We start from the raw sequence: 19,620 nt of genomic DNA, 5'->3' as shown, positions 1-19,620 counted from the left end.
GCACGCGGCCCGCGGCCCTCTCCGGGGACCTACGAGAGCGCGCCGTAACAGCACGACCAAGGAGCCGACCGGCACGGTGCACCCGCCGGTCGGCTCCGCCGTGCTCCTCGACGACCCCGGGGGCGCCTCCGTCGTTCGGCCCATCAAGGGCATCGGCTGCAACGCCGAAAAGGACCAAGCGGAGTCGCCCCACCCTCGCGTTCCGGTACGCCTCCGCGCCCCAGGCCGCCCCGATGACGGCGGTCCCGTGCCCCGGCCGACAGGCCCGGAGGAGATCCCGCATGCGCGTCTTTCTGCCCCTGACCGCCGTCACCACCGCCGCGCTCCTGCTCGTCACGGTCACCGGCACGACCCCTGCCGCAGCAGACCGGAACCCCGACGGCACACCACTGGTCAAGGTGTCCCACGGAGACCCGTACGCGGACTGCACCATCGGCGCGAGGTCCCCCGACAGCGTCGTCTACCCGGGCACCGAGGTCGAGCCGTACCTGTCCGTCGATCCGCGCGACCCCAAGCGCGTGGTCACCGTCTACCAGCAGGACCGCTGGAACGACGGCGCCGCCCGCGGTCTGGTGGCCTCCTGGACCACCGACGGCCGCACCTTCCACCGGAGCACGCTGCCGTTCAGTCTGTGCGCCCCCGGCGGCGCCGACTACGAACGGGCCTCCGACCCCTGGGTGAGCACCGGCCCGGACGGCACCGTCTACGCGAGCGGGGAAGGAGTCGACTTCACGAAGAGCACCCGCAGCGCCCTCCTGGCCGCCACGTCCCACGACGGCGGCCGCACCTGGCAGAACCTCACCACCACCCACGTCGACGAGCAGCCGTTCTTCAACGACAAGCCCTCGCTCACCGCCGACCCGATCCGCGAAGGCACCGCCTACCAGGTCTGGAACCGCCTCGACAACGACCCGCCCGGCCCCAGCTCCCTCGACGGTCCCGGCTACATCTCGCTCACCCGCGACGGCGGCCGCACCTGGAGCGAGGCCCGGCGGTTCGTCGACACCGGCGCCGTGCCCAACACCCAGACCATCGGCCATGTGATCGTCGTAGACCGGCGCACCGGCACCCTGTACGACTTCTTCGACCGGATCACCTACTCCGACGACCTGAGCACGGTCACCGCAGCCCACTACGAGGTGGTCACCTCTACCGACGCCGGAGAAACCTGGAGCGCCCCGTCCACCGTGGCCCGCGACACCTCCGTACCGGAGGTCCACCCGAACGACCCCACCAAACTGCTGCGCGCCGCGGCCACCCTTCCCAGCCCGGCCGTCGACCCCAAGTCAGGCACGCTGTACATGGCCTACGAGGGCTCGGACTTCTCCGGCGGCAGGTTCGACTCCGTGCAGCTCGTGCGCTCCACCGACGGCGGACGCACCTGGGGCACCCCGGAGCTGATCAGCCCTGAGGACGTGCCGGCCTTCTCCCCGTCGATCGCGGTCGACGAGCGGGGCACGGTCTCACTCACCTACTACGACCTGCGCTTCCTCAAGCCGGGCAACACCACCACCCTGCCAACCGCCTATCAGCTGGTCACACTGCGGCACGGAAACCCGGAGCTCCGGACCGAACGACGGATCTCACGGGTCTCCGACTGGCTGCAGGCGCCGTTCGCCGGGGGCTACTTCCTCGGCGACTACCAAGGCCTGGTCGCAGACGGGAAGGGAGTGCGGGCGGTGCTCACCGAGACCAACTTTGACGCACCACAGAACCGTACGGACGTGTACACCGGCAGCTTCCCCACCCGGTGACCGACGCGGACGCCGTCGGCCGGCCCGACCGCCGACGGCTGCAGACGGGGCCTCGGCCCCGGCAAGCCCCAACCTCGTTCCCGGTCGGGCCTCGACCCGTTCGATGGTGTCGAAGTACACCTCTCCACTGACGCCGAGGAGTTCGATCGATACGGTGTCTCCCGTGTCCCCGGTTTCCACTTCGCGAAGGAGCGGCCGACAGGCAACGGCCCTGCAGAGGGGGCCGCCCACCACCCGGCGGGCCTCGCCTACCGGGCCTTGCGGGCGTGCAGGACGTACGCCTCCAGGGGGAGGGGGGTGTGGTCGAGCAGCTCCAGTCCGGCGTCGGCGAGCAGTCGGGCGTAGTGCTCGCCGCGGCGTTCACGACCGCCGACGTTGCACATCATGTGGAGGTCCAAGGCCGTGGCCAGCGAGGGGGAACCGTCGGCGGGCAGCAGCCGTTCGATGACGAGCAGGTCGGCGTGGGCGGGCATCGCGCGGGCCGCGGTGGTGATCACGGGGTGGGCGGGGAGCGGTTGGAACATGCGCGAACTGGCGGCCATGGAACGGTCGAAGAGGTCGGCGAGTTCGGGGTCGCGTGCGAAGTGGTCGAAGTGGTTCTCGCCGAAGAGGTGGTCGAAGGCCGGCTGTCCGGTCCGTACGGTGTGGTCGAGGGCGGCGAAGGACCGGTAGAAGGGGCCCGCGTACATCAGGGCCAGCGGGCGCATCGTGTCCGGGGAGTCCGCGCGGAGCAGGGCGCCGAGCTGGGTGAGGCGGAAGCTTTCCTCTTCCTCGGCGTCTTCGGCGTCCTCGGCCACGACGTCGAGCATCGTGAGGTAGCGCAGGAGCGTGGCGAGGTTCTCGGGGCGGGTGGCGGTACGTCGGGCGAGTACGCCCGAGCGGTAGCGGAGGCGCTTCGCCACTGCTTCGCCGGGCCGGAACAGCGCAGTTATCCCGGCCTCGACGGCGACACCCGCCTCCACCTCACCGTGGACACGGCAACACCCGCCGGCCCCGCCCGCCCCTGGCTGGCCGCCAGCAGGACCCCCGTCGGCGCTGGCGCCCACTCCGACGAGACCTGAGAGCCCCGGCCCCGAAGCCCACCCTGCACACGAAAGGACGCGGTCATGGCCACACTGCGCGAACGCAAGACCTACCGCGACCAGGTGCTCCGGGTCTTGTACGAAGCCGTCGAAGGCAACCGCCTCCTCGGCATCACCGGAGCACAGCTGCGACGCGACCTCCACGTACCGGAACAGGACCTGGCCGCCGCCTGCACCTACCTGGCGGGCGAAGGCCTGATCACCGTCGACTGGGAACCGGGCAACACCCCCGCGATGGTCACCCTCACGCACGAGGGAATCCGGCGCATGGAGGCCGAGGAGGAAGAGCGCGGCCTAGATACGGGCGCACGTCTCGGTCTGCTGGGCGAACTCCTGGGCCATCGCGGCGCTGACCGTGGGTTTGGTGTCGCCGATGGTGGCCAGGTAGTCGTCGGTGGTGGGGCGGGTCCGGGTTCCGGTGTCGAAGGTACGCTCGAACTGGACCTGCGACACGGTGCGCGCCACGTGGGCGATGTCGGCGGGAGTGAACCCCTCGCTGGCGGACGCCAGCGCCGCGCTGTCGGCCTCCGCACCCGCTCGGACCAGGTAGCTCTCCCACAGCGCGGTCCTGGCCCGGTGGTCGGGAGGGCCGATCGGCAGCACGTAGTCGAAACGGCCGTGCCGAAGGAACGCGGAGTCGAGGGTGGTCACGTTGTTCGTGGCGCAGACGAGCAGCCGGCCGTCCTGGCTCCGGAACCGGACGATCGCCTTGAGCAGTTCGTTGACGACACCGACCGCGGTCGCGTCCGCGCCGCTGCGCGTCCCGGCGATCTCCTCGACCTCGTCGATGAAGACCAGTACGTGGTCGAGCTGGGCGATCTCGTCGAAGCGCCGGCTCAGCCCGCTCGCCAGCCCGTACTCGGCGGCCAGCCGGGCGGGGAACAGTTCGAGGAAGGGCCAGCCGAGGCGGCTGGCGATCGCGTGCGCGAACGTGCTCTTCCCGGTCCCGGGCGGCCCGAACAGCATCACCGCCCGCGGCGGCTCCACCCCGTGCTGGGCGGCCAGTCCCGGGTGGGCCAGCGGCAGGACCAGGCGCCGCTCGATGAGCTGCTTCTCCCTCTGCATGCCCGCGACCTTCTGCCACAGGCCCCCGGGCGGCAGCTCCGCTCCGAGCGAGGAGAGCATGCCGACCGCCTGCGGCGTCACCTGCCCGCGCTTCTCGAAGAAGACCAGGCCCGGGCGGGCTCCGAAGCCGCAGTTGTCCAAGGCGGCGGCGCCGGTCTCGCCGTCGGGCAGGACCGCGTGCACCGTACGGACGCCCCCGGCGAACAACCGGTGCTCCAGGGCTGTGATCAGGTCGCTGCCCAGGCCCTGGTGCCGCCAGGCGGGCGCCATGCAGATGCGCAGGATCCACGCCCTGTCACCCTCCACCCTGCTCACCGCGGCGCCGACCACCACCTCGTCCGCCGTGGCCACCACCGCCGGATGGAGGGCCTGGAGGGCGGCCACGGCGTCCGAGAGCGGAAAGAGCGGTGGCTCCTCGGCCGTGCCGCTCTCCGCGTCTACTCGGATCACCGCTTCGAGATCGTCCTGGGTGTAGTCCCTGACACGCCAACCCGTCATGATCAGCTCCGCGCGTTCGCCCGTACTCCCATCATCAACCGATCCGCTCAGGACGCGCGCGACGGGGCCACACGCCCGATCAGCCGGCTCCGCGACACGGATTGAAGTGACCGAATCCATGCGGGGTGGACGCTGCCCGTAGCCACTGACAGTGCAGCTGAAGGCAGCGCGGCAGGACGAGGGTTTCCCGAAAATGGCGGAACGGTTCGGCGACTGGTCATGTGCCGTAGCTGTTCGTGCAGGTCAGGAGCGCATCGTCCCCGCACACACCAGGTGCCCCCGATGACCGCCCGACGAGCCATCCGCCCCGGCAGACGAGCGGCCCGTCGAGTCTCACAGGGTGCTCCGTGACGAGCGAGACGCAGTGCCAGAGGTACATCTCCAGACGCAACCGGGTGTCCCCCCTGTCGAACAGCTGCAGGGCGACCAGACAGCTGACGATCCACTGGGCCTCGTCCTCGTCCTCGTCCTGGATCTGGACTACCACAGCGGTCACTGCCTCCTCCCCGTCGAACGGCCCCTCCTTGAAGGCAGGGTTCCACCTCCGCCGACCAGGACCGGATCAAGGCGCCCGAGAGCTTCCTTCCCGCCCGCACCGTCAAATGCGGGCCTGGTTCCCACGCAGACCGCAAGCCGGCCGCAGCCTCGGGCGAGAGACCACCCAGAGCCGTCCGTGACAGCCGGAGAGTCCAAGACCTGGCGCCTCGCCGTAGCGTCGCCCTGATGGACGACACCCCCGAGCTTCCGATTCATGACCGTACGTGACGATCGACAACCCCGGAAGCACTGCCCACGGTGCACCAACACAGGGGCATCAGCCGTCGAGAACCAGCGCTCTCCACTCCGGTGCTGGTTCGGTGCTGGTTCTCCCGCCTCCAGGGACGGGAAGGCACAGGTCATAGCGCAGACCGGATGAGTTGTCGTACCACTCGACGGTGGTGCCGATGAGGCTGGCGCCGATGATGCGCCCGATGCCCGATCGTGCCGGCGCAGCCGTTGCTGGGGAGACCATGTGCACCACTTCCAGGTGATCGCGGAGACGTTCCGTGTCGCCACACCGTAGGAGCCCGCAGGTCAGGCGGCGTATGTGCCGGAGCATCACAATCGGGCACCGCCTTGTGTGGCCAACCACCACACCGCGGACACGGCCACCATGAAGACTCGGAGGCCTCCGACAGGCCCTCGCCGGAAAGGCGCAGTTCGGCCTGCTTTGCAGACCGCGTGCGAGGGCTCGCTGGAGGTGAGTACGGCCGAGGTGCACCGCTAGCTGGACCGCCCGGTCAACGCCCGGGCGGCGGTGGGTCTGGAGACCGGGCTGTTCCGGGAGTCCGGATGGTCGCCGGCGTCGCGGTCCTCGGAGCCCGTACGCCGCCTGAGCGCACCCCCCTGGGGGCACGCGGAAGCCGTCGCCGCGGAGGGCGGCGACGGCTTCCGGAGTCGAAGGGTCGTCAGGGGCAGCTGATGCGGATGTCGCCCGGGTCGGTGGTGCAGGTGTCGGAGCCCATGCCGCCGTTGGCGGTGTCGTTGCCGGAGACGGCGTCGGTGGTGGTCAGGCGGTCGTTGCCGTAGTAGCCGGTCAGGGTGTCGTTGCCCGGTCCGCCGTTCAGGGTGTCGTCGCCGAATCCGCCGTCGATGTTGTCGTTGCCGTAGCCGCCGTGCACGGTGTCGCTGCCGTAACCGCCCCGGAGGGTGTCATTGCCGCCGAGGCCGCAGATCACGTCGTTGAAGTAGCCGCCGTTCAGGGTGTCGGCGCCGCTGGTGCCGATGATCGTGCAGCCGCGGGAGTTGTTCACCGAACTGGTCGCCACGGCCGTGTTGTTGGAGGTCGCCGGGTCCTGCTGGGTGGCGGTGGCCGAGGCCGTGTTCGTGAGCGTGCCGGTGGCGCGGGGCTCGGCCGTCACCGTCACGATGACGCTCGCGCCGCGGGCCAGGGAGCCGAGGGCGCAGTTGGCCTGGGTGGCGGTGGTGGTGCAGGTGCCCTGGGAGGTAGTGGCGGAGATGAGGGTCGCGCCAGCTCCGGAGAGCGTGTCGGACAGCGTGACGCCCGTGGCGGTGGCCGTGGAGGTCGCGGAGTTGGAGACCGTCACGGTGTAGGTGGCACGGTCGCCGATGCTCACGGTGGCCGTACCGGTCTTCGTCACCGACAGGTCCGCGGTCGCCGGCGGCGGGGGCGGAGGCGGCGGGGTGCCGTCGCCGCCCTGGTAGCGGGCGAGGGCGAAGGCGTAGCCCGCCCCGTAGCCGGCCGCGACGATCTTGCCGTCCGGCTGTACGAGTACCGCGCGGGCCTCGTCGAAGTCCCCGAAGCCGGTGACCGCGAACCCGTCGCCGCCGAAGCCGGTGTCCACGGTGCCGTTCGGGTTGAAGCGGGCCACGCCGAAGTCGTTGGCCTCCTGGCTGTTCGGGTCGTCGGCCCGGCCGGCGAGGACGATCTTCCCGTTCTGCTGGAGCGCCATGCCGTACGCGATTCCGCCGTCACCGGGAAACGCCACCGAGGTACGCCCGCCGGTGCCGAAGCCGCTGTCGGGGCTGCCGTCTGCGTTGTAGCGCAGGAGGGCGAAGCCGGCGCCGCCGGCACCCGAGGCGACGACCTTGCCGTCCGGCTGCACCGCCACGGCGTGGCCGAACTCGTAGCTGCCGAAGTCCGCGGTCACCATGCCGTCACCGCTGAAGGTGGTGTCCAGCGTGCCGTTGGGCAGGTAGCGGGCCACGCCGATGTCGAAGGAGGTGTCGCCCACGTAGCCGACCGCGAGGATCTTGCCGTCCGGCTGGAGGGCCATGCCGCGGGCGATGCCGCTGTCTTGCTGGGGAAAGACCCCCGTGAAGCCCGCGACCACCGCGCCGTCGCCGCCGAGGCTCGGATCCAGGTTTCCGTTCGTGTCGACGCGGACCAGCGCGAAACCGCCGCCACCGGGCTTGCCCGCGGCGATGATCTTGCCGTCGGGCTGTACCGCCACGTCCGCGCCGTCCGCCGACCCGCCGAACTCGGCGACCCGTACCAGGCCGCCGTCGCCGAAGCCCGTGTCCAGACTGCCGTCGGTGTTGTACCGGGCCACGGAGAAGAAGCAGCAGCCTCCGCCGTCCTCGTACACCGCGGTGGTGCCCGCCACGACGATCTTCCCGTCCGAGGGCTGGATCGCCACAGCGTTGGCCACGTCTTCGCCGCCGCCGCTGAAACTGCTGGTCACTGTGCCGTCGCCGTCGAAGGTGGGGTCGAGGCTGCCGTCCGCGTTGTAGCGGGCGAGCGCAAAGCCGACGTCGCTCGCGCCCACCACGACCAGCTTGCCGTCGGCCTGCCGCGCGATGTCGTGGCCTTCCGCGTACCCGCCGACGACAGTGGTCACCCGGCCGTCGGACCCGAAGGTCGGATCCAGGTCGCCGGGGGCGGCCAGCGCCGTTCCGGGGAGAGCGAGTACGAGCGCCAGCGCCGCGGCGGCCGGAATCCCGGCCCGGGAACAGCGTCTGCGATGTGGTGTCGGACGGGCAAGGCGCATGGGCGTACGAACCTCCGGGTCGGGCGGTCAGCGGGAAGCACTCGCAGAGCTTCGTACCGCCCCCGCCCGCCGCGGGCCCGCGGGCCGTGCCGTACTGCGCCCACTGGCCCCCGGGAACCACCCCTACGAGGGAACGCGCGGGACCCCTGGGACCCGCAGCGGCCTACGTCCGCGACAACCGTGGTGTCCGACAGGCGAGTTACCCACTCCCGTGAGACCAAGCGGCTATGGCATCACTCTGCGAGGGCGGAGGAACGGCTGGCCCTCGGTGTTTTGTTGCCGGGCCTTCGCTGGGCGCCGCGGTGGGGGCGGTCGGGGTGCTGTCCGAGCACGGCGTGCAGGCGTCGTGATCCTGTCGGCGACAGCAATCCTGCTCGCCGGCAACGGCACAGCAGTCGGGCGCTACGCCGCGTTCCCCGGCGGCGACTTCCCGTCGGCCGACAGGGCGGATCGCCTTCTGGCGCTGGTGTCCCTGGAGGCACAACGTCTCACCCAGCCAAGGTGGGTGACGACCATGGGCCTCGTTCTCAGGGTTCCGCTTTCACGCCCTGTTCCTGCGCGGGTACGCCAGGTCAGAGTGGGAGGTGCATCGCGAGTTGCTCCCACTGCCGTACGGCCGGGAAGTCGGGTGTGGTGGTCCCGAGGTGGAGGCTTACGTGGTCGGCTCCGGCGTCGAAGTGCTCTTGGACGCGGTGGGCTACGTCCTCGGCACTCCCGTGGGCCACCAACGCGCCGACCAGTCGGCCATCGAGCGCGTCCGGATTCCCGTATCCGAGTCCTGGCAGCAGGTCGCGGCGGTTCGGCAGGGCGGCCGCGGCTGTGGTGCGTGCCAGGTCAGCGGTGTCCGAGTGGTTCTGGCTGAGCACGCAGAGCTGCGTGACGGCCAACAAGCCCTCGTCTCCCAGGACGGTCCTGGCTGCGCGGGTGTACTCGACGGGCATGCCCAGCACCGTTGCACCCCTGGCGCGTTCGGCGGCGAGGGCGAGCATGTCGGGGTCCAGGGCGGCGAGTACGCGGTTCCGTGAGGCGGCCGTGCCGGGCGGCCCGAACGGAGCGGTGTCCAGCACGTCGAGGTAGGAGCGCATGGTGGCCAGGGGCGGGCCGTAGCGGTGGCCGCGGATGTCCTGGGCCAGGCTGGGGTGGCTCTCCCACAGACCGAGCAGGAACCGTCCGGGGAAGGCCTCCTCCAGGGTGCGCTGGGCGGCGGAGGTCGTGACCGGGTCCCGGGCGTAGATGTCGGTCATGCCGGAGGCCACGGTGATGTGTCGGGTGGCCGACAGGAGGATCGCGGCCTGGGCCATCGCCTCGCGTCCCGTGGTCTCGGGGAACCACAGGGTGCCGAAGCCGAGGTCCTCGACCGCGGCGGCCGCCTTGCGAACCTCGGGTGCGGAGAGGTGGTCGAAGTCCGCCGCCCAGATCCCCACGCGCCCGAGGCCGTGAGTCCGGGCGCTCATGCGTCCTGCCCGGCTGCGCGCGCGGACTCGAGGAACTCGGCGATCCGGGACGCGCCGGTGCGCTCCAGCCAGGTGTGGAAGTCCATCGTGCCGGGGTGGACCGCTCGGGTGGCGGGAATGTCCGCGCGGTAGCCGAGTTCGTTGAGCCACTCGTTGGCGTAGGCGAAGTCCTCGCTCAGGGCCCGGATCCGGTCGATCGGGATCCGGACGTAGGGGAGCGGTCTGCCGAGCGCCTGTCCGATGGCCGCGGCGATCTGAACCGGCGTGAGTTCGTCCCCGGCCAGGGAGACGGCCCGGCCGATCCACTCCTCGGGTCGGGAGAACGCCAGCGCGGCCACGGCGCCGACGTCGTCGACGGCCATGATCTGGTGGGGGGCCTCCGGCGCGAGACCGGTGGACAGGTTTCCGTCCCGCAGCGCGTATCCGCCGGTGAAGTTCTCCATGAAGGAGACAGGCCTCAGGATCGTCGCGGGCAGGCCGAGCGCGGCGATGTGCTGCTCGATCCGCCACTTGGTCACCAGGTTCACCGGCAGCTTCTCCTCGAGGTGCCGGTCCGCTTCGGCGACCGAGGTGAAGACGAAGTGCCCGATGCCGGCAGCGTGCGCGGCCTCGGCGACGTTGACACCCCAGCGCACCTCGTCCTCGGCGGTGAAGTCCGGTGCGGTGCCGGGCGAACCGACGGTGGGCTGGACGCTGAACAGGCCCCAGGCGCCCTCGGCCGCGGCCTTCAGGGAGCCGACGTCCTCCATCTGTGCCCGCACCACCTGTGCGCCGGCCCGAGCCAGGGCCGCGGCCCGCGGTCCGTCCGGGTCGCGCGTCAGCGCGCGGACCTGCCAGCCGTCGCGGAGCAGGTGGTGCGTCACGGCCCTGCCCTGCTGGCCGGTCGCGCCCGCCACCACAACGGTCTTGTGCGTCAGCTTCACGTTCTTCTCCATGGAGTCCGTGCGGAAGGGGAGCCGTCCCATAAGTGGGGTGGCCCTCCGTTTCTCGTTCGCTACGATATGGAGGGCCACCCCGTTTATCAAGCTTTCAGGAGCACCCGTGCCGAAGGACGCCGCCGTCCCGCCCCGCCGGCCGCTGCGCGCCGACGCCCGCCGCAACGTCGAGAAGATCGTGGCCGCAGCCGGTGCGCTGATCGCCGAGTACGGCGCCGACGCTTCCCTGGAGGAGGTCGCACGCCGCGCCGAAGTCGGATCGGCCACCCTGCACCGCCACTTCCCGTCCCGGCAGGCGCTCTTGGAGGCCGTCTTCAAGGACCGGGTGGAGGCCCTGTGTGCGCGGGCGGACGAGCTCCTCGCCGAACCCGACCCGGGTCGGGCGCTGGCTACCTGGCTCCGCGCCGTCGGCGCGCACGCCGTGGCCAACCGGGGCCTGGGGGCCTCGCTGAAGCCCGACGCGGAACCGGCGCCGGGCGAGAGCTGCCACGACATGATCACCACCGCCGGGGACGCCCTCCTCGCACGCGCCCGCGCGGCAGGCGCCGTACGCCCGGAGATCACCATCACCCGGCTGCTGAAGCTCGTCGGCGCCATCGCGCTGGCCACCGAGCAGGACGTCGACGGCCCGGCCGAAGCCGACCTCCTGCTGGCGATCGCCATCGACGGCGTACGCACGCGCTGACCCCGGCGCTCAGCGATCGTTCGCGAGCAGTGGGGCGCAGCGTCCGGGGCTGCGACCGCACCAACGAACCTGGGTGGAAGGGGAACGAGTCGGGGCTGAGCATCGCCCCGATCCCCAGCGTCCGCCCGGACGAGATACCAGAACGTCGGCGTAGTCGCGTGCAGGGCAATCGCCGACGCGGTGCGCGCCAACAAGGACTGTCGTTGCCAGCACCGGCTCAGCACTCCCGAGGAGAACCCGGGTGTCCGCTGAGCGGGTAGGGATGTGCGGTGCCATGGACGCGAAGGGAGACCTCGTCGCCGACGGCGGGCGGGGCCGCGGTCGGGTCGAAGATCCGTGCGGCCACGGAGGTTCCGTCGGCCAGGCGCAGGGCGAGCACCGCGTCGTGGCCGTAGAAGTCGCGCCGTGCGACCGTCGCGGCGACCGTGTCCGGAGCCCCGGCCGGGGCAAGTGCGATCTGCTCCGGTCGCAGGAGCACGCGCAGCGGACCGGGTGGCAGGGCGGCGCCTTCGGAGTTCAGGACCGGTAGGGCGCCGAGCGCGGTGTGCGCCCGGTCGCCGTCCAGTACGGCGGGCAGCCAGACCGCGTCGCCGACGAAGGAGGCCACCCACGGGTTGGCCGGCGCGTGGTAGAGGCGTTCAGGCGGTCCGCTCTGGACGATCCGGCCGTCTCGCATGACCGCGACCTCGTCGGCCATCGACAGGGCTTCGGCCTGGTCGTGGGTGACCAGGACGGCGGTCGCCCCGTCGGCGCGCAGGGCCTGCCAGACGACCTGGCGCAGTTCGGCCCGCAGGGCGGCGTCGAGTGCGTTGAAGGGCTCGTCGAGGAGCACGACCGGTGGCCGGGGCGCGAGAGCGCGGGCGACCGCGACGCGCTGCTGCTGGCCGCCGGAGAGGTGGTGCGGCATCCGGTCCTGGAAACCGGACAGGCCGACGAGGTCCAGTACGGCGGATGCCCGGCCGGCCCGGCGGGCGGCCCGGTCCAGTCCGTAGGCGACGTTGCCGAGGACGGACAGGTGCGGGAAGAGCGCGCCCTCCTGGGGGACGACCGCGATCCGTCGCCGCTCGGGCGGCACCGAGATGTCGGCGGTGGCGACCCGGTGGCCGTCGACCCTGATCTCGCCCTCGTCCGGTGTCTCGAAGCCGGCGATGCAGCGCAGCAGCGTGGTCTTGCCCGAGCCGGAGGGACCGAGTACGGCCATCAGTTCGCCGGAGCGGACTGTGAGGTTCACACCGGCCAGCGCCTGGATGCGACCGTAGGCCTTGTGGACGTCGGTGATGCGCAGTTCCGCCACGTCAGCCGCCTCCGCGGGTGAGCACTCCGGTGCGCGCCGACAGCCACCAAGTGGGCACGGCGGCGATGAGCACCAGGAGGGCGGCGTAGGGCGCAGCTGCGGCGTACGCGGCGACCGAGGTGTGCGTCCACAGGCCGGTGGCGAGTGTGTCCAGTCCGGTGGGGCGCAGCAGCAGTGTGGCGGGCAGCTCCTTCATGCAGGTGAGGAAGACGAGCGCCGCCCCGGCGCCGATGCCGGGTGCGGCCAGGGGCACGGTCACCGTGCGCAGTACGTACGCCCGCCCGCGGCCGAGCGAGCGCGCGACCTCCTCCAGGACGGGTGGCGCCTGCGCCGCGGCGGCGCCTACGGCCGCGATGGCAAGGGGCAGGAAGAGCGCCGCGTACGCCAACGCGAGCAGCCAGACGGTCTGGTAGAGCGGGTAGGCCACGTTGATGCCGAAGAACACGAGGGAGAGGCCGATGACCAGGCCGGGCAGAGCGTGCGAGAGATACGCCAGGCGGTCGAGGCCGACGGCGAGCGGGCCCGGTAGGCGGGCGGTGAGCAGGCCCACCGGCAGGGCGAGCACCATGGTCAGGCCCGTGCCGAGCAGCGCCACTCCCAGTGAGTTGCGCGCCGCGGTGGCGACTTCGGCGAGAGACCCGGCCCGTGAGACGCCCTCGGCGGACCACCGCAGCAGGCTGGCCGCGGGCACGCCGAGGGCCGCCGCGATCACACCGGTGAGGCCGAGCACCGCCGGCCACCGCAGCGGACCGAGGCGTAGCCGGGCCGGCGGGCGGGGCGCGCCTCCGCCGAGCCGGGCGTAACGGGCGCCGCGCCGCCGGGTGACCTGCTCGGCCACGAGCAGGAGCACGGTGAGCGCGACGAGGCCCGTGGCGAGCACGAGCGCGCCGGTGCGGTCGAAGCCGAGGTTGATCGCGGTGAAGATGGCCCGCGTGAAGACATCGACGCGGACGATGGAGACGGCGCCGAAGTCGGAGAGTACGTAGAGCGCGACGAGCAGCGCGCCCGCGCCCACCGCGGGGCGTACCTGGCGCAGTGTCACGCCGACGGCCGTGCGCCACGGCCCGCGCCCCAGCGAACGCGATACCTCCTCCTGTGCCGGGTCCACGCCGATCAGCGCGGCCGCGACGGGCAGGTAGACGTACGGGTACGAGACCAGCGTGAGGACGAGTGCGGCGGCCCAGAACCCCTCGAAGTCCCGGACGGTGGACACCCAGGCGAAGGCGGCCACGTAACTGGGGACGGCGAGCGGCAGCGCCGCGAGCACCCCGAACAGCCTCCGCGCGGGTACGTCGGTACGCGTTACCAGGAAGGCCGCGGCCACGCCGAAGACGGTGCACGCCACGGTGACGACCGCCGCCAGCGCCACGCTCCGAACGGCCAGAGCCGCGGTGCGCGCCGTGAACAGCTCATCGGTGATCCGGCCCCAGCCCGCTTCGCCGACCCGCACGCCCAGGTACACCAACGGGATGAGCGCGACGCCCACCGCGAGCGTCGCGGCGGCCGCAAGCATCGGACGCGGCACCAGCCGCCGCACCCGACGTCGGGCGAGGGCCGACGACGACGCCATGCTCAGACCAGCCCCGATCCCTTGATCATTTTGATCGTGGTCTCCAGATCGGCCAGGTCGCCCAAGTCGATGTCCGGCGCGTTCAGGGAGGACAGCTTGGGCAGGCCGGGTGCGCTGTCGACTCCGGCCACCAGCGGGTACTCGTACGTCTTCTCGGCGAAGTAGGTCTGCGCCTCGCGGCCCAGCAGGTAGTCGACGAAGGCCCGCACGTCCGGATCCCCCGCGGACTTGTCGAGCACGCCCACGCCGGAGACGTTGACGAGGGAGCCGATGTCTCCGTTCGGGAAGAAGTGGTTCTTCGCCTTCAGGGCGTCGACGGTGGTGCCCTTCTCCTTGGCCAGCTCGTAGACGTAGTAGTGGTTGACGAGCCCCGTGGCGAGCCTGCCGGCGTCGACGTCCGCGACGATGGGTGCGTTGCCTTCCCGGATCTGGGCGTCGTTGGCCTTCAGCCCCGCCAGGAAGCGCTCGGTCTTCTCGTCGCCGTGCTCCACGCGCATCGCGGTGATGAACGCCTGGAACGAGCCGTTGGTCGGCGCGACGCCGACCTTGCCCTTCCACTGGGGCTCGGTCAGCTCGAAGACCGACTTCGGCAGACTGGCCGCGGGCACCTGGTCGGTGTTGTAGACCATGACGCGGGACCGGCCGGTGACTCCGACCCACTCGCCGTTCTCCGCCCGGTACTCTTCCGGCACCTTCTCCAGCACCTCGGCCGGCAGCGGGGCGAACAATCCCTTCGCCGTCACGGCCCCCAGTGCCCCGGCATCCTGGGCGAGGAACACATCCGCCGGGCTCCGCTCCCCCTCCTCCAGCAGCTGGGCCGCCATCTGGGCGGTATCGCCGTACCGCACTTCGACGGCGATACCGGTGGCCTTCCGGAAGTCCTCCAGCACCGGCTTGACCAGCGATTCGCTCCGGCCGCTGTACACGGTGATCTTCTTGTCGGAGCCAGCGGCTGGGCCGGCTTCCGCCTGGTCGCCCTCTGCCGATCCGCACGCCGTGACGCCCAGGGCCAGCAGGCCGCCAAAGGTCGCTGCAAGGAGGCGCCGCATTCCGGGGGTACGCACGATCCCACTCCTCCGCTGCCGAACAAACGGCTACAGATTGGGCATATCGCCTATATAAGGACAGCCTAACCTTAGATGTAGGGGAGGGTTGGATTCACGCGGCGCGCGGGTGAATCGACGCGGCGGGTCAGCTCTCGGGCTGGTTGATCAACTGTGCGATGTAGAGGGGCTCACCCAGCTTCTCGACGAGCTCCAGCTGCGCGTCGAGGTAGTCGATGTGATGCTCCTCGTCGGCCAGGATCGATTCGAAGAGATTCGCCGAGGTGACGTCACCCTTGGCACGCATGACGTCGATGCCGCGCTTGAGTCGATCGATCGCCTCGACCTCGACCTCGCGGTCCACCTGGAACATCTCCGTGACCGTCTGCCCCACCCGCACGTGGAAGAGCCGCTGATAGTTGGGCAGGCCATCGAGATGGAGGATGCGGTCGGTCAGGGATTCCGCGTGGTTCATCTCGTCGAACGACTCGTGCCTCGTGTACGCCGCGAGCTTCGTCCAGCCGAAGCTCTCCTGCATCTTGGAGTGGAGGAAGTACTGATTGATCGCGGTCAGTTCCGCGGTCAGCTGCTCGTTGAGGAATTCAAGGACCTCGGGGTCGCCCTGCATGACACGCCGCCCTTCCAGAAAGGCCGACTCCCCACTGCTCCTCGCATCGGCCCAGGACTCCATGGCCACCCCTTTTTCGACGATAGCCCCTGCCGTTCAAGGCGCCCAACGCCCCTACCGGCCGGTATCTGCGCGTTACGAGCGCCGCACTGAGCGCGGCGCGAGTCCGGGGAGCGGGAGCTGGGACCACGTCGGTCATCCGGTCTGCGCCGGCGACGGCCGCGGGCGAGGCCGAGGCCGAGGCGCCGCTCGCGGCCCCGCCGACGAGGCTGGGCTGGACCAAGTCCACCACCCGGTCAGCCGGCGAGGGCCGCGCGGGGCATCAGGCGCCGGGCGAGACGTCCGCGCGGACCTGGTGGGCCGCTTCGACAAGAGCCTCCAGGGACGCACGGGTCTCGGGCCGGCCGCGGGTCTTCAGGCCGCAGTCCGGGTTGACCCAGAGCCGTTCGGCGGGGATCGCCTCAAGTCCCTTGCGCAGGAGAGCCGCCGCTTCCTCGGCTGAGGGGATGCGGGGAGAGTGGATGTCCCAGACGCCCGGGCCGACCTCGCGTGGATAGCCGGCGCCGGCGAGCTCGTCGGCGACCTGCATGTGGGAGCGTGCGGCTTCCAGGCTGATGACGTCGGCGTCGAGGTTCTCGATGGCTTCAACGATGTCGCCGAACTCGGCGTAGCACATGTGGGTGTGGATCTGGGTGTCCGGGCGGACGCCGCTGGTGGTGAGGCGGAACGATTCGGTGGCCCAGGCGAGGTAATCGGCGTGGTCGACGCCGCGCAGTGGCAGCGTTTCACGCAGCGCGGGCTCGTCCACCTGGATGACGGAGGTGCCGGCCGCTTCGAGGTCGGTCACCTCGTCCCGCAGGGCGAGGGCGACCTGGCGGGCGGTCTCACCGAGGGGCTGGTCGTCCCGTACGAACGACCAGGCGAGCATGGTGACCGGGCCGGTCAGCATGCCCTTGACCGGCTTGGCGGTCTGCGCCTGGGCGTAGGTGGTCCAGCGGACGGTCATCGGGGCGGGGCGGGAGATGTCGCCCGCGAGGACCGGCGGGCGGACGTAGCGGGTGCCGTAGGACTGGACCCAGCCGTGCTGGGTGGCGAGGTAGCCGGTGAGCTGTTCCGCGAAGTACTGGACCATGTCGTTGCGTTCGGGCTCGCCGTGGACGAGGACGTCGAGGCCGGTCTTCTCCTGGAAGGCGATGACCTCGCGGATCTCGGCGGGCCGCCGCCCAGCGCGCCCACCTCGGACTCCCGGTGCTCCCCACCACGGCCATCGGTTCCTTCCCGCAGACCGGCGAACTGCGCACGGCCCGCGCCGACCTGCGCGCCGGACGCACCGACACCGCCGGGTACGAGGAGCGCATCAAGACCTGGCGCTCGGCCTCGCGGCACGCCCCGTGCTCGTCGGGCCGGTCACCTACCTGCTGCTGGCCAAGCCCGCGCCGGGCGTCGAGGAGGACTTCGTACCGCTGACCTGCGAGAGCCACCCTAGGTCGCCCGACCGGAGGATGAGTACAGCGGTCCACGTATCGGACGGGGAAATGAGACGCGCCGTGGGTGCGGCGACACCACTCGCCCCACCCACGCCGCTCTCTCGTCTCCGGCGCACCCTCTGCCCCGGAGACGTGCCGGAACCCCTCAGTCCCGGCCGTACGTGTGGAACCCGCGGCCGCTCTTGCGGCCCAACAGCCCTGCCTGCACCATCCGCTGGAGCAGCGGGGGCGGGGCGTACAGCGGTTCCTTGAACTCTTCGTAGAGCGACTCGGCGATCGCCGCGACCGTGTCCAGCCCGATCAGGTCGGCGAGCTTGAGCGGCCCCATCGGATGGGCGCAGCCCAGTTCCATGCCGGCGTCCACGTCTTCGGCGCCGGCGAAACCGGATTCGGCCATGCGGATGGCCGAGAGGAGGTACGGGATCAGCAGCGCGTTGACCACGAAGCCGGCCCGGTCCTGGGAGCGGACCGTGGTCTTGCCCAGGGCGTCACGGGCGAACGCCTCGACGGTGGTGAGGGTGTCCGCCGAGGTGTGCAGGGAGCTCACGACCTCCACGAGCGGCAGGACGGGGACCGGGTTGAAGAAGTGCAGGCCCACCACCCGGTCCGCGCGGCGGGTGGCCATGCCGAGCCGCATGATCGGGATGGCGGAGGTGTTGGTGGCGAGGATCGCCTCCGGATCCTCCACGATCTTGTCGAGGCGGGTGAAGACGTCCGACTTCGCCTCCGGGTTCTCGGTGACCGCTTCGACGACCAGCTGCCGGTCGGCGAGATCCTCCAGGTCACCGGTGAACACGAGCCGGGCCAGGGCGTCCTCGGCGGAGGTCCGGTCGAGCTTGCCCCGCTGGACGGCGCGCTCCAGAGAGACCGCGATGCGCTCCCGGGCGGCGCTGGCGGCGGGCGCGTCCGCCTCGGCGACAACGGTGTCCAGGCCTGCGCGGGCGCAGACTTCGGCGATACCGGCACCCATCTGGCCACCGCCGACGACGCCGATGCGCTGGACGAGGTCGCTCATGACCGCACCCGGGCAGCGGCGACGGCGTGGCGGACGAGGTGACGGGAGTACGCGTCCGGGGTGAAGAAGGCGGGCAACTGCGTCGTGAGGGCGGTGCGCTCGAACACCTCGCGGGCTTCCGCGGCCAGAGAGTCCGCGTCCTCGGCGGCCAGCGCCGCACATTCGGCGTCCAGCAGGCCGGTCACGGTGGCCCGGTCCACGCTGCCGTGGCGGAGCCACTGCCAGATCTGGACCCGGGCGATCTCGGCGGTCGCCGCGTCCTCCATCAGCCCGTACAGCGCCACCGCGCCGCTGCCGCGCAGCCAGGCGTCGAAGTAGCGCAGCGCGACGGCGACGTTGGCGCGGACGCCCTCGGGGGTCGGCGGTGCGGCGATCCGGCGGACGGACAGCAGGTCCGTCCGCTGCACCTCGACGTCGTCCCGCGTGCGGTCGAGCTGGTGGGGTCGGCCGCCCAGAACTCCGTCGAAGACCTCGCGGCAGACGGGGACCAGGCCGGGGTGGGCTACCCAGGAGCCGTCGAAGCCGTCCTCGGCCTCGCGTTCCTTGTCGAGCCGGACCTTGGCCAGGGCGGCGGCGTTGGCCTCGGTGTCCCGGCTGGGCACGTGGGCCGCCATGCCACCGATGGCGTGGGCTCCGCGCTTGTGGCAGGTACGGACGAGGAGTTCGGTGTAGGCGCGCATGAAGGGGGCGGTCATGGTGACCGTGGCGCGGTCGGGCAGGTGGAAGTCAGTGCGGTGGCCGAAGGTCTTGATCAGGCTGAAGAGGTAGTCCCAGCGCCCCGCGTTGAGGCCGGCGCTGTGCTCGCGAAGCTCGGAGAGGATCTCCTCCATCTCGAAGGCGGCGGTGATCGTCTCGATCAGGACGGTCGCGCGTACGGTGCCGCGCGGGATTCCGAGGAGGTCCTGGGCGAGGACGAACACGTCGTTCCACAGCCGGGCCTCGAACGCGTTCTCCAGTTTGGGGAGGTAGAAGTACGGGCCGTACCCGGCGTCGATCTGCCGCTGTGCGCAGTGGAAGAAGTACAGGCCGAAGTCGACGAGGGAGGCGGAGACGGGGCGGCCGTCGATCTCCACGTGTTCCTCGGTGAGGTGCCAGCCCCGCGGGCGGACCATGATGGTCGCAAGCTGCTCGCCGAGGCGGTACTCCTTGCCCTCGGGGGTGGTGAAGTCGATGCTCCGCTCTATGGCGTCGAGCAGGCTCAGCTGGCCCCCGATGACGTTGTCCCAGGTGGGCGCGGTGGCATCCTCGAAGTCCGCCATCCAGACGCGGGCACCGGAGTTGAGGGCGTTGACGGTCATGCGGCGCTCGGGCGGTCCGGTGATCTCCACCCTGCGGTCGCTGAGACCTGGACCGGGAGGTGCGACCCGCCAGTCGGGGTCCTCGCGGACGGCGCGCGTGGCGAGTGGGAAATCGAGTGGCTTGCCTTCGGCCAGGCGGGCGGAGCGGCGGCGGCGCTCCTTGAGGACGCCCAGGCGGCGGTCGGCGAAGGCCGAGTGGAGTCGGCCGATGAACTCCAGGGCCTGGGGCGTCAGGATCTCCTCGTGGCGCTCGCCCGGTGCGCCGAGAACCTGAACACTGCTGGACGGGGGTTTCAGGGGCATGCGGTTCTCCTCAGCGGG

General features: G+C 71.2%; 15 protein-coding genes and 3 pseudogenes. 5 read left to right on the top strand and 13 right to left on the bottom strand.

Annotation, left to right across the window (positions count from 1 at the left end; genetic code table 11):
• Positions 1–281: 281 nt before the first annotated feature.
• On the top strand, positions 282–1,754 hold the full coding sequence (locus tag OG625_RS36465) for a sialidase family protein (RefSeq protein ID WP_329389543.1): 1,473 nt from the start codon (positions 282–284) through the stop codon (positions 1,752–1,754).
• Between the two features lie 248 nt (positions 1,755–2,002).
• Here the strand turns inward: OG625_RS36465 and OG625_RS36460 are convergent, their stop codons facing one another.
• On the bottom strand, positions 2,003–2,227 hold the full coding sequence (locus OG625_RS36460; protein ID WP_329391256.1) for a methyltransferase: 225 nt from the start codon (positions 2,225–2,227) through the stop codon (positions 2,003–2,005).
• Between the two features lie 270 nt (positions 2,228–2,497).
• Here OG625_RS36460 and OG625_RS41480 point away from each other — a divergent pair, with 270 nt between their 5' ends.
• A complete protein-coding gene (locus OG625_RS41480; protein ID WP_443067925.1) occupies positions 2,498–2,815 on the top strand; it encodes a hypothetical protein in 318 nt (105 codons plus the stop codon).
• 45 nt (positions 2,816–2,860) lie between these two features.
• Positions 2,861–3,127 (top strand): annotated as a pseudogene (locus OG625_RS36450) (hypothetical protein); the annotation flags it as partial.
• A 3-nt stretch (positions 3,128–3,130) separates the two neighbouring features.
• Here OG625_RS36450 and OG625_RS36445 read toward each other — a convergent pair.
• The 5 genes from OG625_RS36445 to OG625_RS36425 all read right to left on the bottom strand — a co-directional run bounded on the left by OG625_RS36445 (position 3,131) and on the right by OG625_RS36425 (position 10,309).
• Positions 3,131–4,399: an ATP-binding protein gene (locus OG625_RS36445; RefSeq protein ID WP_329389541.1), complete on the bottom strand. Its 1,269-nt coding sequence runs from the start codon at positions 4,397–4,399 to the stop codon at positions 3,131–3,133.
• 217 nt (positions 4,400–4,616) lie between these two features.
• Positions 4,617–4,895: a hypothetical protein gene (locus tag OG625_RS36440; protein ID WP_329389539.1), complete on the bottom strand. Its 279-nt coding sequence runs from the start codon at positions 4,893–4,895 to the stop codon at positions 4,617–4,619.
• Positions 4,896–5,847: 952 nt separating this feature from the next.
• Complete coding sequence (locus OG625_RS36435) at positions 5,848–7,890, bottom strand: calcium-binding protein (protein ID WP_329389537.1); 2,043 nt, start codon at positions 7,888–7,890, stop codon at positions 5,848–5,850.
• A 572-nt stretch (positions 7,891–8,462) separates the two neighbouring features.
• A complete protein-coding gene (locus tag OG625_RS36430) occupies positions 8,463–9,344 on the bottom strand; it encodes a TIGR03620 family F420-dependent LLM class oxidoreductase (RefSeq protein ID WP_329389534.1) in 882 nt (293 codons plus the stop codon).
• Entirely contained in the window at positions 9,341–10,309 is a 969-nt protein-coding gene (locus tag OG625_RS36425; RefSeq protein ID WP_329389532.1) for an NmrA/HSCARG family protein, read from the bottom strand. The genes OG625_RS36430 and OG625_RS36425 overlap by 4 nt, the downstream gene beginning before the upstream one ends.
• A 76-nt stretch (positions 10,310–10,385) precedes the next feature.
• On the opposite strand from OG625_RS36425, the gene OG625_RS36420 reads away from it, so the two are divergent.
• Positions 10,386–10,964, top strand: coding sequence for a TetR/AcrR family transcriptional regulator (locus OG625_RS36420; RefSeq protein ID WP_329389531.1), 579 nt, complete (start codon positions 10,386–10,388; stop codon positions 10,962–10,964).
• A 217-nt stretch (positions 10,965–11,181) separates the two neighbouring features.
• Here the strand turns inward: OG625_RS36420 and OG625_RS36415 are convergent, their stop codons facing one another.
• The 5 genes and pseudogenes from OG625_RS36415 to OG625_RS36395 form a co-directional block, all read right to left on the bottom strand.
• Positions 11,182–12,258 carry an ABC transporter ATP-binding protein gene (locus OG625_RS36415; RefSeq protein WP_329389528.1) on the bottom strand — a complete coding sequence of 359 codons (1,077 nt, stop codon included), beginning with the start codon at positions 12,256–12,258 and terminating at the stop codon, positions 11,182–11,184.
• Between the two features lies 1 nt (position 12,259).
• Entirely contained in the window at positions 12,260–13,771 is a 1,512-nt protein-coding gene (locus tag OG625_RS36410; protein WP_329389526.1) for an ABC transporter permease, read from the bottom strand.
• A gap of 59 nt (positions 13,772–13,830) precedes the next feature.
• The gene (locus OG625_RS36405; protein WP_329389524.1) at positions 13,831–14,892 is read right to left on the bottom strand and encodes an iron ABC transporter substrate-binding protein; all 1,062 of its coding nucleotides are present in this window, start codon (positions 14,890–14,892) and stop codon (positions 13,831–13,833) included.
• A 127-nt stretch (positions 14,893–15,019) separates the two neighbouring features.
• Positions 15,020–15,499, bottom strand: a complete 480-nt coding sequence (bfr, locus tag OG625_RS36400; RefSeq protein WP_329389523.1) for a bacterioferritin — start codon at positions 15,497–15,499, stop codon at positions 15,020–15,022.
• Between the two features lie 322 nt (positions 15,500–15,821).
• Positions 15,822–16,721: pseudogene (locus OG625_RS36395) on the bottom strand (5-methyltetrahydropteroyltriglutamate--homocysteine S-methyltransferase); the annotation flags it as partial.
• On the opposite strand from OG625_RS36395, the pseudogene OG625_RS36390 reads away from it, so the two are divergent.
• A pseudogene (locus tag OG625_RS36390) lies at positions 16,706–16,861 on the top strand (hypothetical protein); the annotation flags it as partial. The pseudogenes OG625_RS36395 and OG625_RS36390 overlap by 16 nt on opposite strands.
• A gap of 270 nt (positions 16,862–17,131) precedes the next feature.
• Here OG625_RS36390 and OG625_RS36385 read toward each other — a convergent pair.
• The gene (locus OG625_RS36385) at positions 17,132–18,001 is read right to left on the bottom strand and encodes a 3-hydroxybutyryl-CoA dehydrogenase (RefSeq protein WP_329389522.1); all 870 of its coding nucleotides are present in this window, start codon (positions 17,999–18,001) and stop codon (positions 17,132–17,134) included.
• Positions 17,998–19,602, bottom strand: a complete 1,605-nt coding sequence (gene aceB, locus OG625_RS36380) for a malate synthase A (RefSeq protein ID WP_329389521.1) — start codon at positions 19,600–19,602, stop codon at positions 17,998–18,000. Before aceB ends, OG625_RS36385 begins: the two co-directional genes overlap by 4 nt.
• Between the last annotated feature and the right edge of the window lie 18 nt (positions 19,603–19,620).

It is taken from the genome of Streptomyces sp. NBC_01351, from assembly GCF_036237315.1.
GTDB lineage: Bacteria > Actinomycetota > Actinomycetes > Streptomycetales > Streptomycetaceae > Streptomyces.
Note: the sequence above shows the minus strand (reverse complement) of the source record. Positions and strands in the feature narration are given on the sequence as shown.

Coding starts and splice junctions, on each gene's coding strand:
- OG625_RS36465 (WP_329389543.1), top strand. CDS start 282: ATGCGCGTCTTTCTGCCCCTGACCGCCGTCACCACCGCCGCGCTCCTG.
- OG625_RS36460 (WP_329391256.1), bottom strand. CDS start 2,227: ATGCCCGCCCACGCCGACCTGCTCGTCATCGAACGGCTGCTGCCCGCC.
- OG625_RS36445 (WP_329389541.1), bottom strand. CDS start 4,399: ATGACGGGTTGGCGTGTCAGGGACTACACCCAGGACGATCTCGAAGCG.
- OG625_RS36435 (WP_329389537.1), bottom strand. CDS start 7,890: ATGCGCCTTGCCCGTCCGACACCACATCGCAGACGCTGTTCCCGGGCC.
- OG625_RS36430 (WP_329389534.1), bottom strand. CDS start 9,344: ATGAGCGCCCGGACTCACGGCCTCGGGCGCGTGGGGATCTGGGCGGCG.
- OG625_RS36425 (WP_329389532.1), bottom strand. CDS start 10,309: ATGGGACGGCTCCCCTTCCGCACGGACTCCATGGAGAAGAACGTGAAG.
- OG625_RS36410 (WP_329389526.1), bottom strand. CDS start 13,771: ATGCTTGCGGCCGCCGCGACGCTCGCGGTGGGCGTCGCGCTCATCCCG.
- bfr (WP_329389523.1), bottom strand. CDS start 15,499: ATGCAGGGCGACCCCGAGGTCCTTGAATTCCTCAACGAGCAGCTGACC.
- OG625_RS36385 (WP_329389522.1), bottom strand. CDS start 18,001: ATGAGCGACCTCGTCCAGCGCATCGGCGTCGTCGGCGGTGGCCAGATG.
- aceB (WP_329389521.1), bottom strand. CDS start 19,602: ATGCCCCTGAAACCCCCGTCCAGCAGTGTTCAGGTTCTCGGCGCACCG.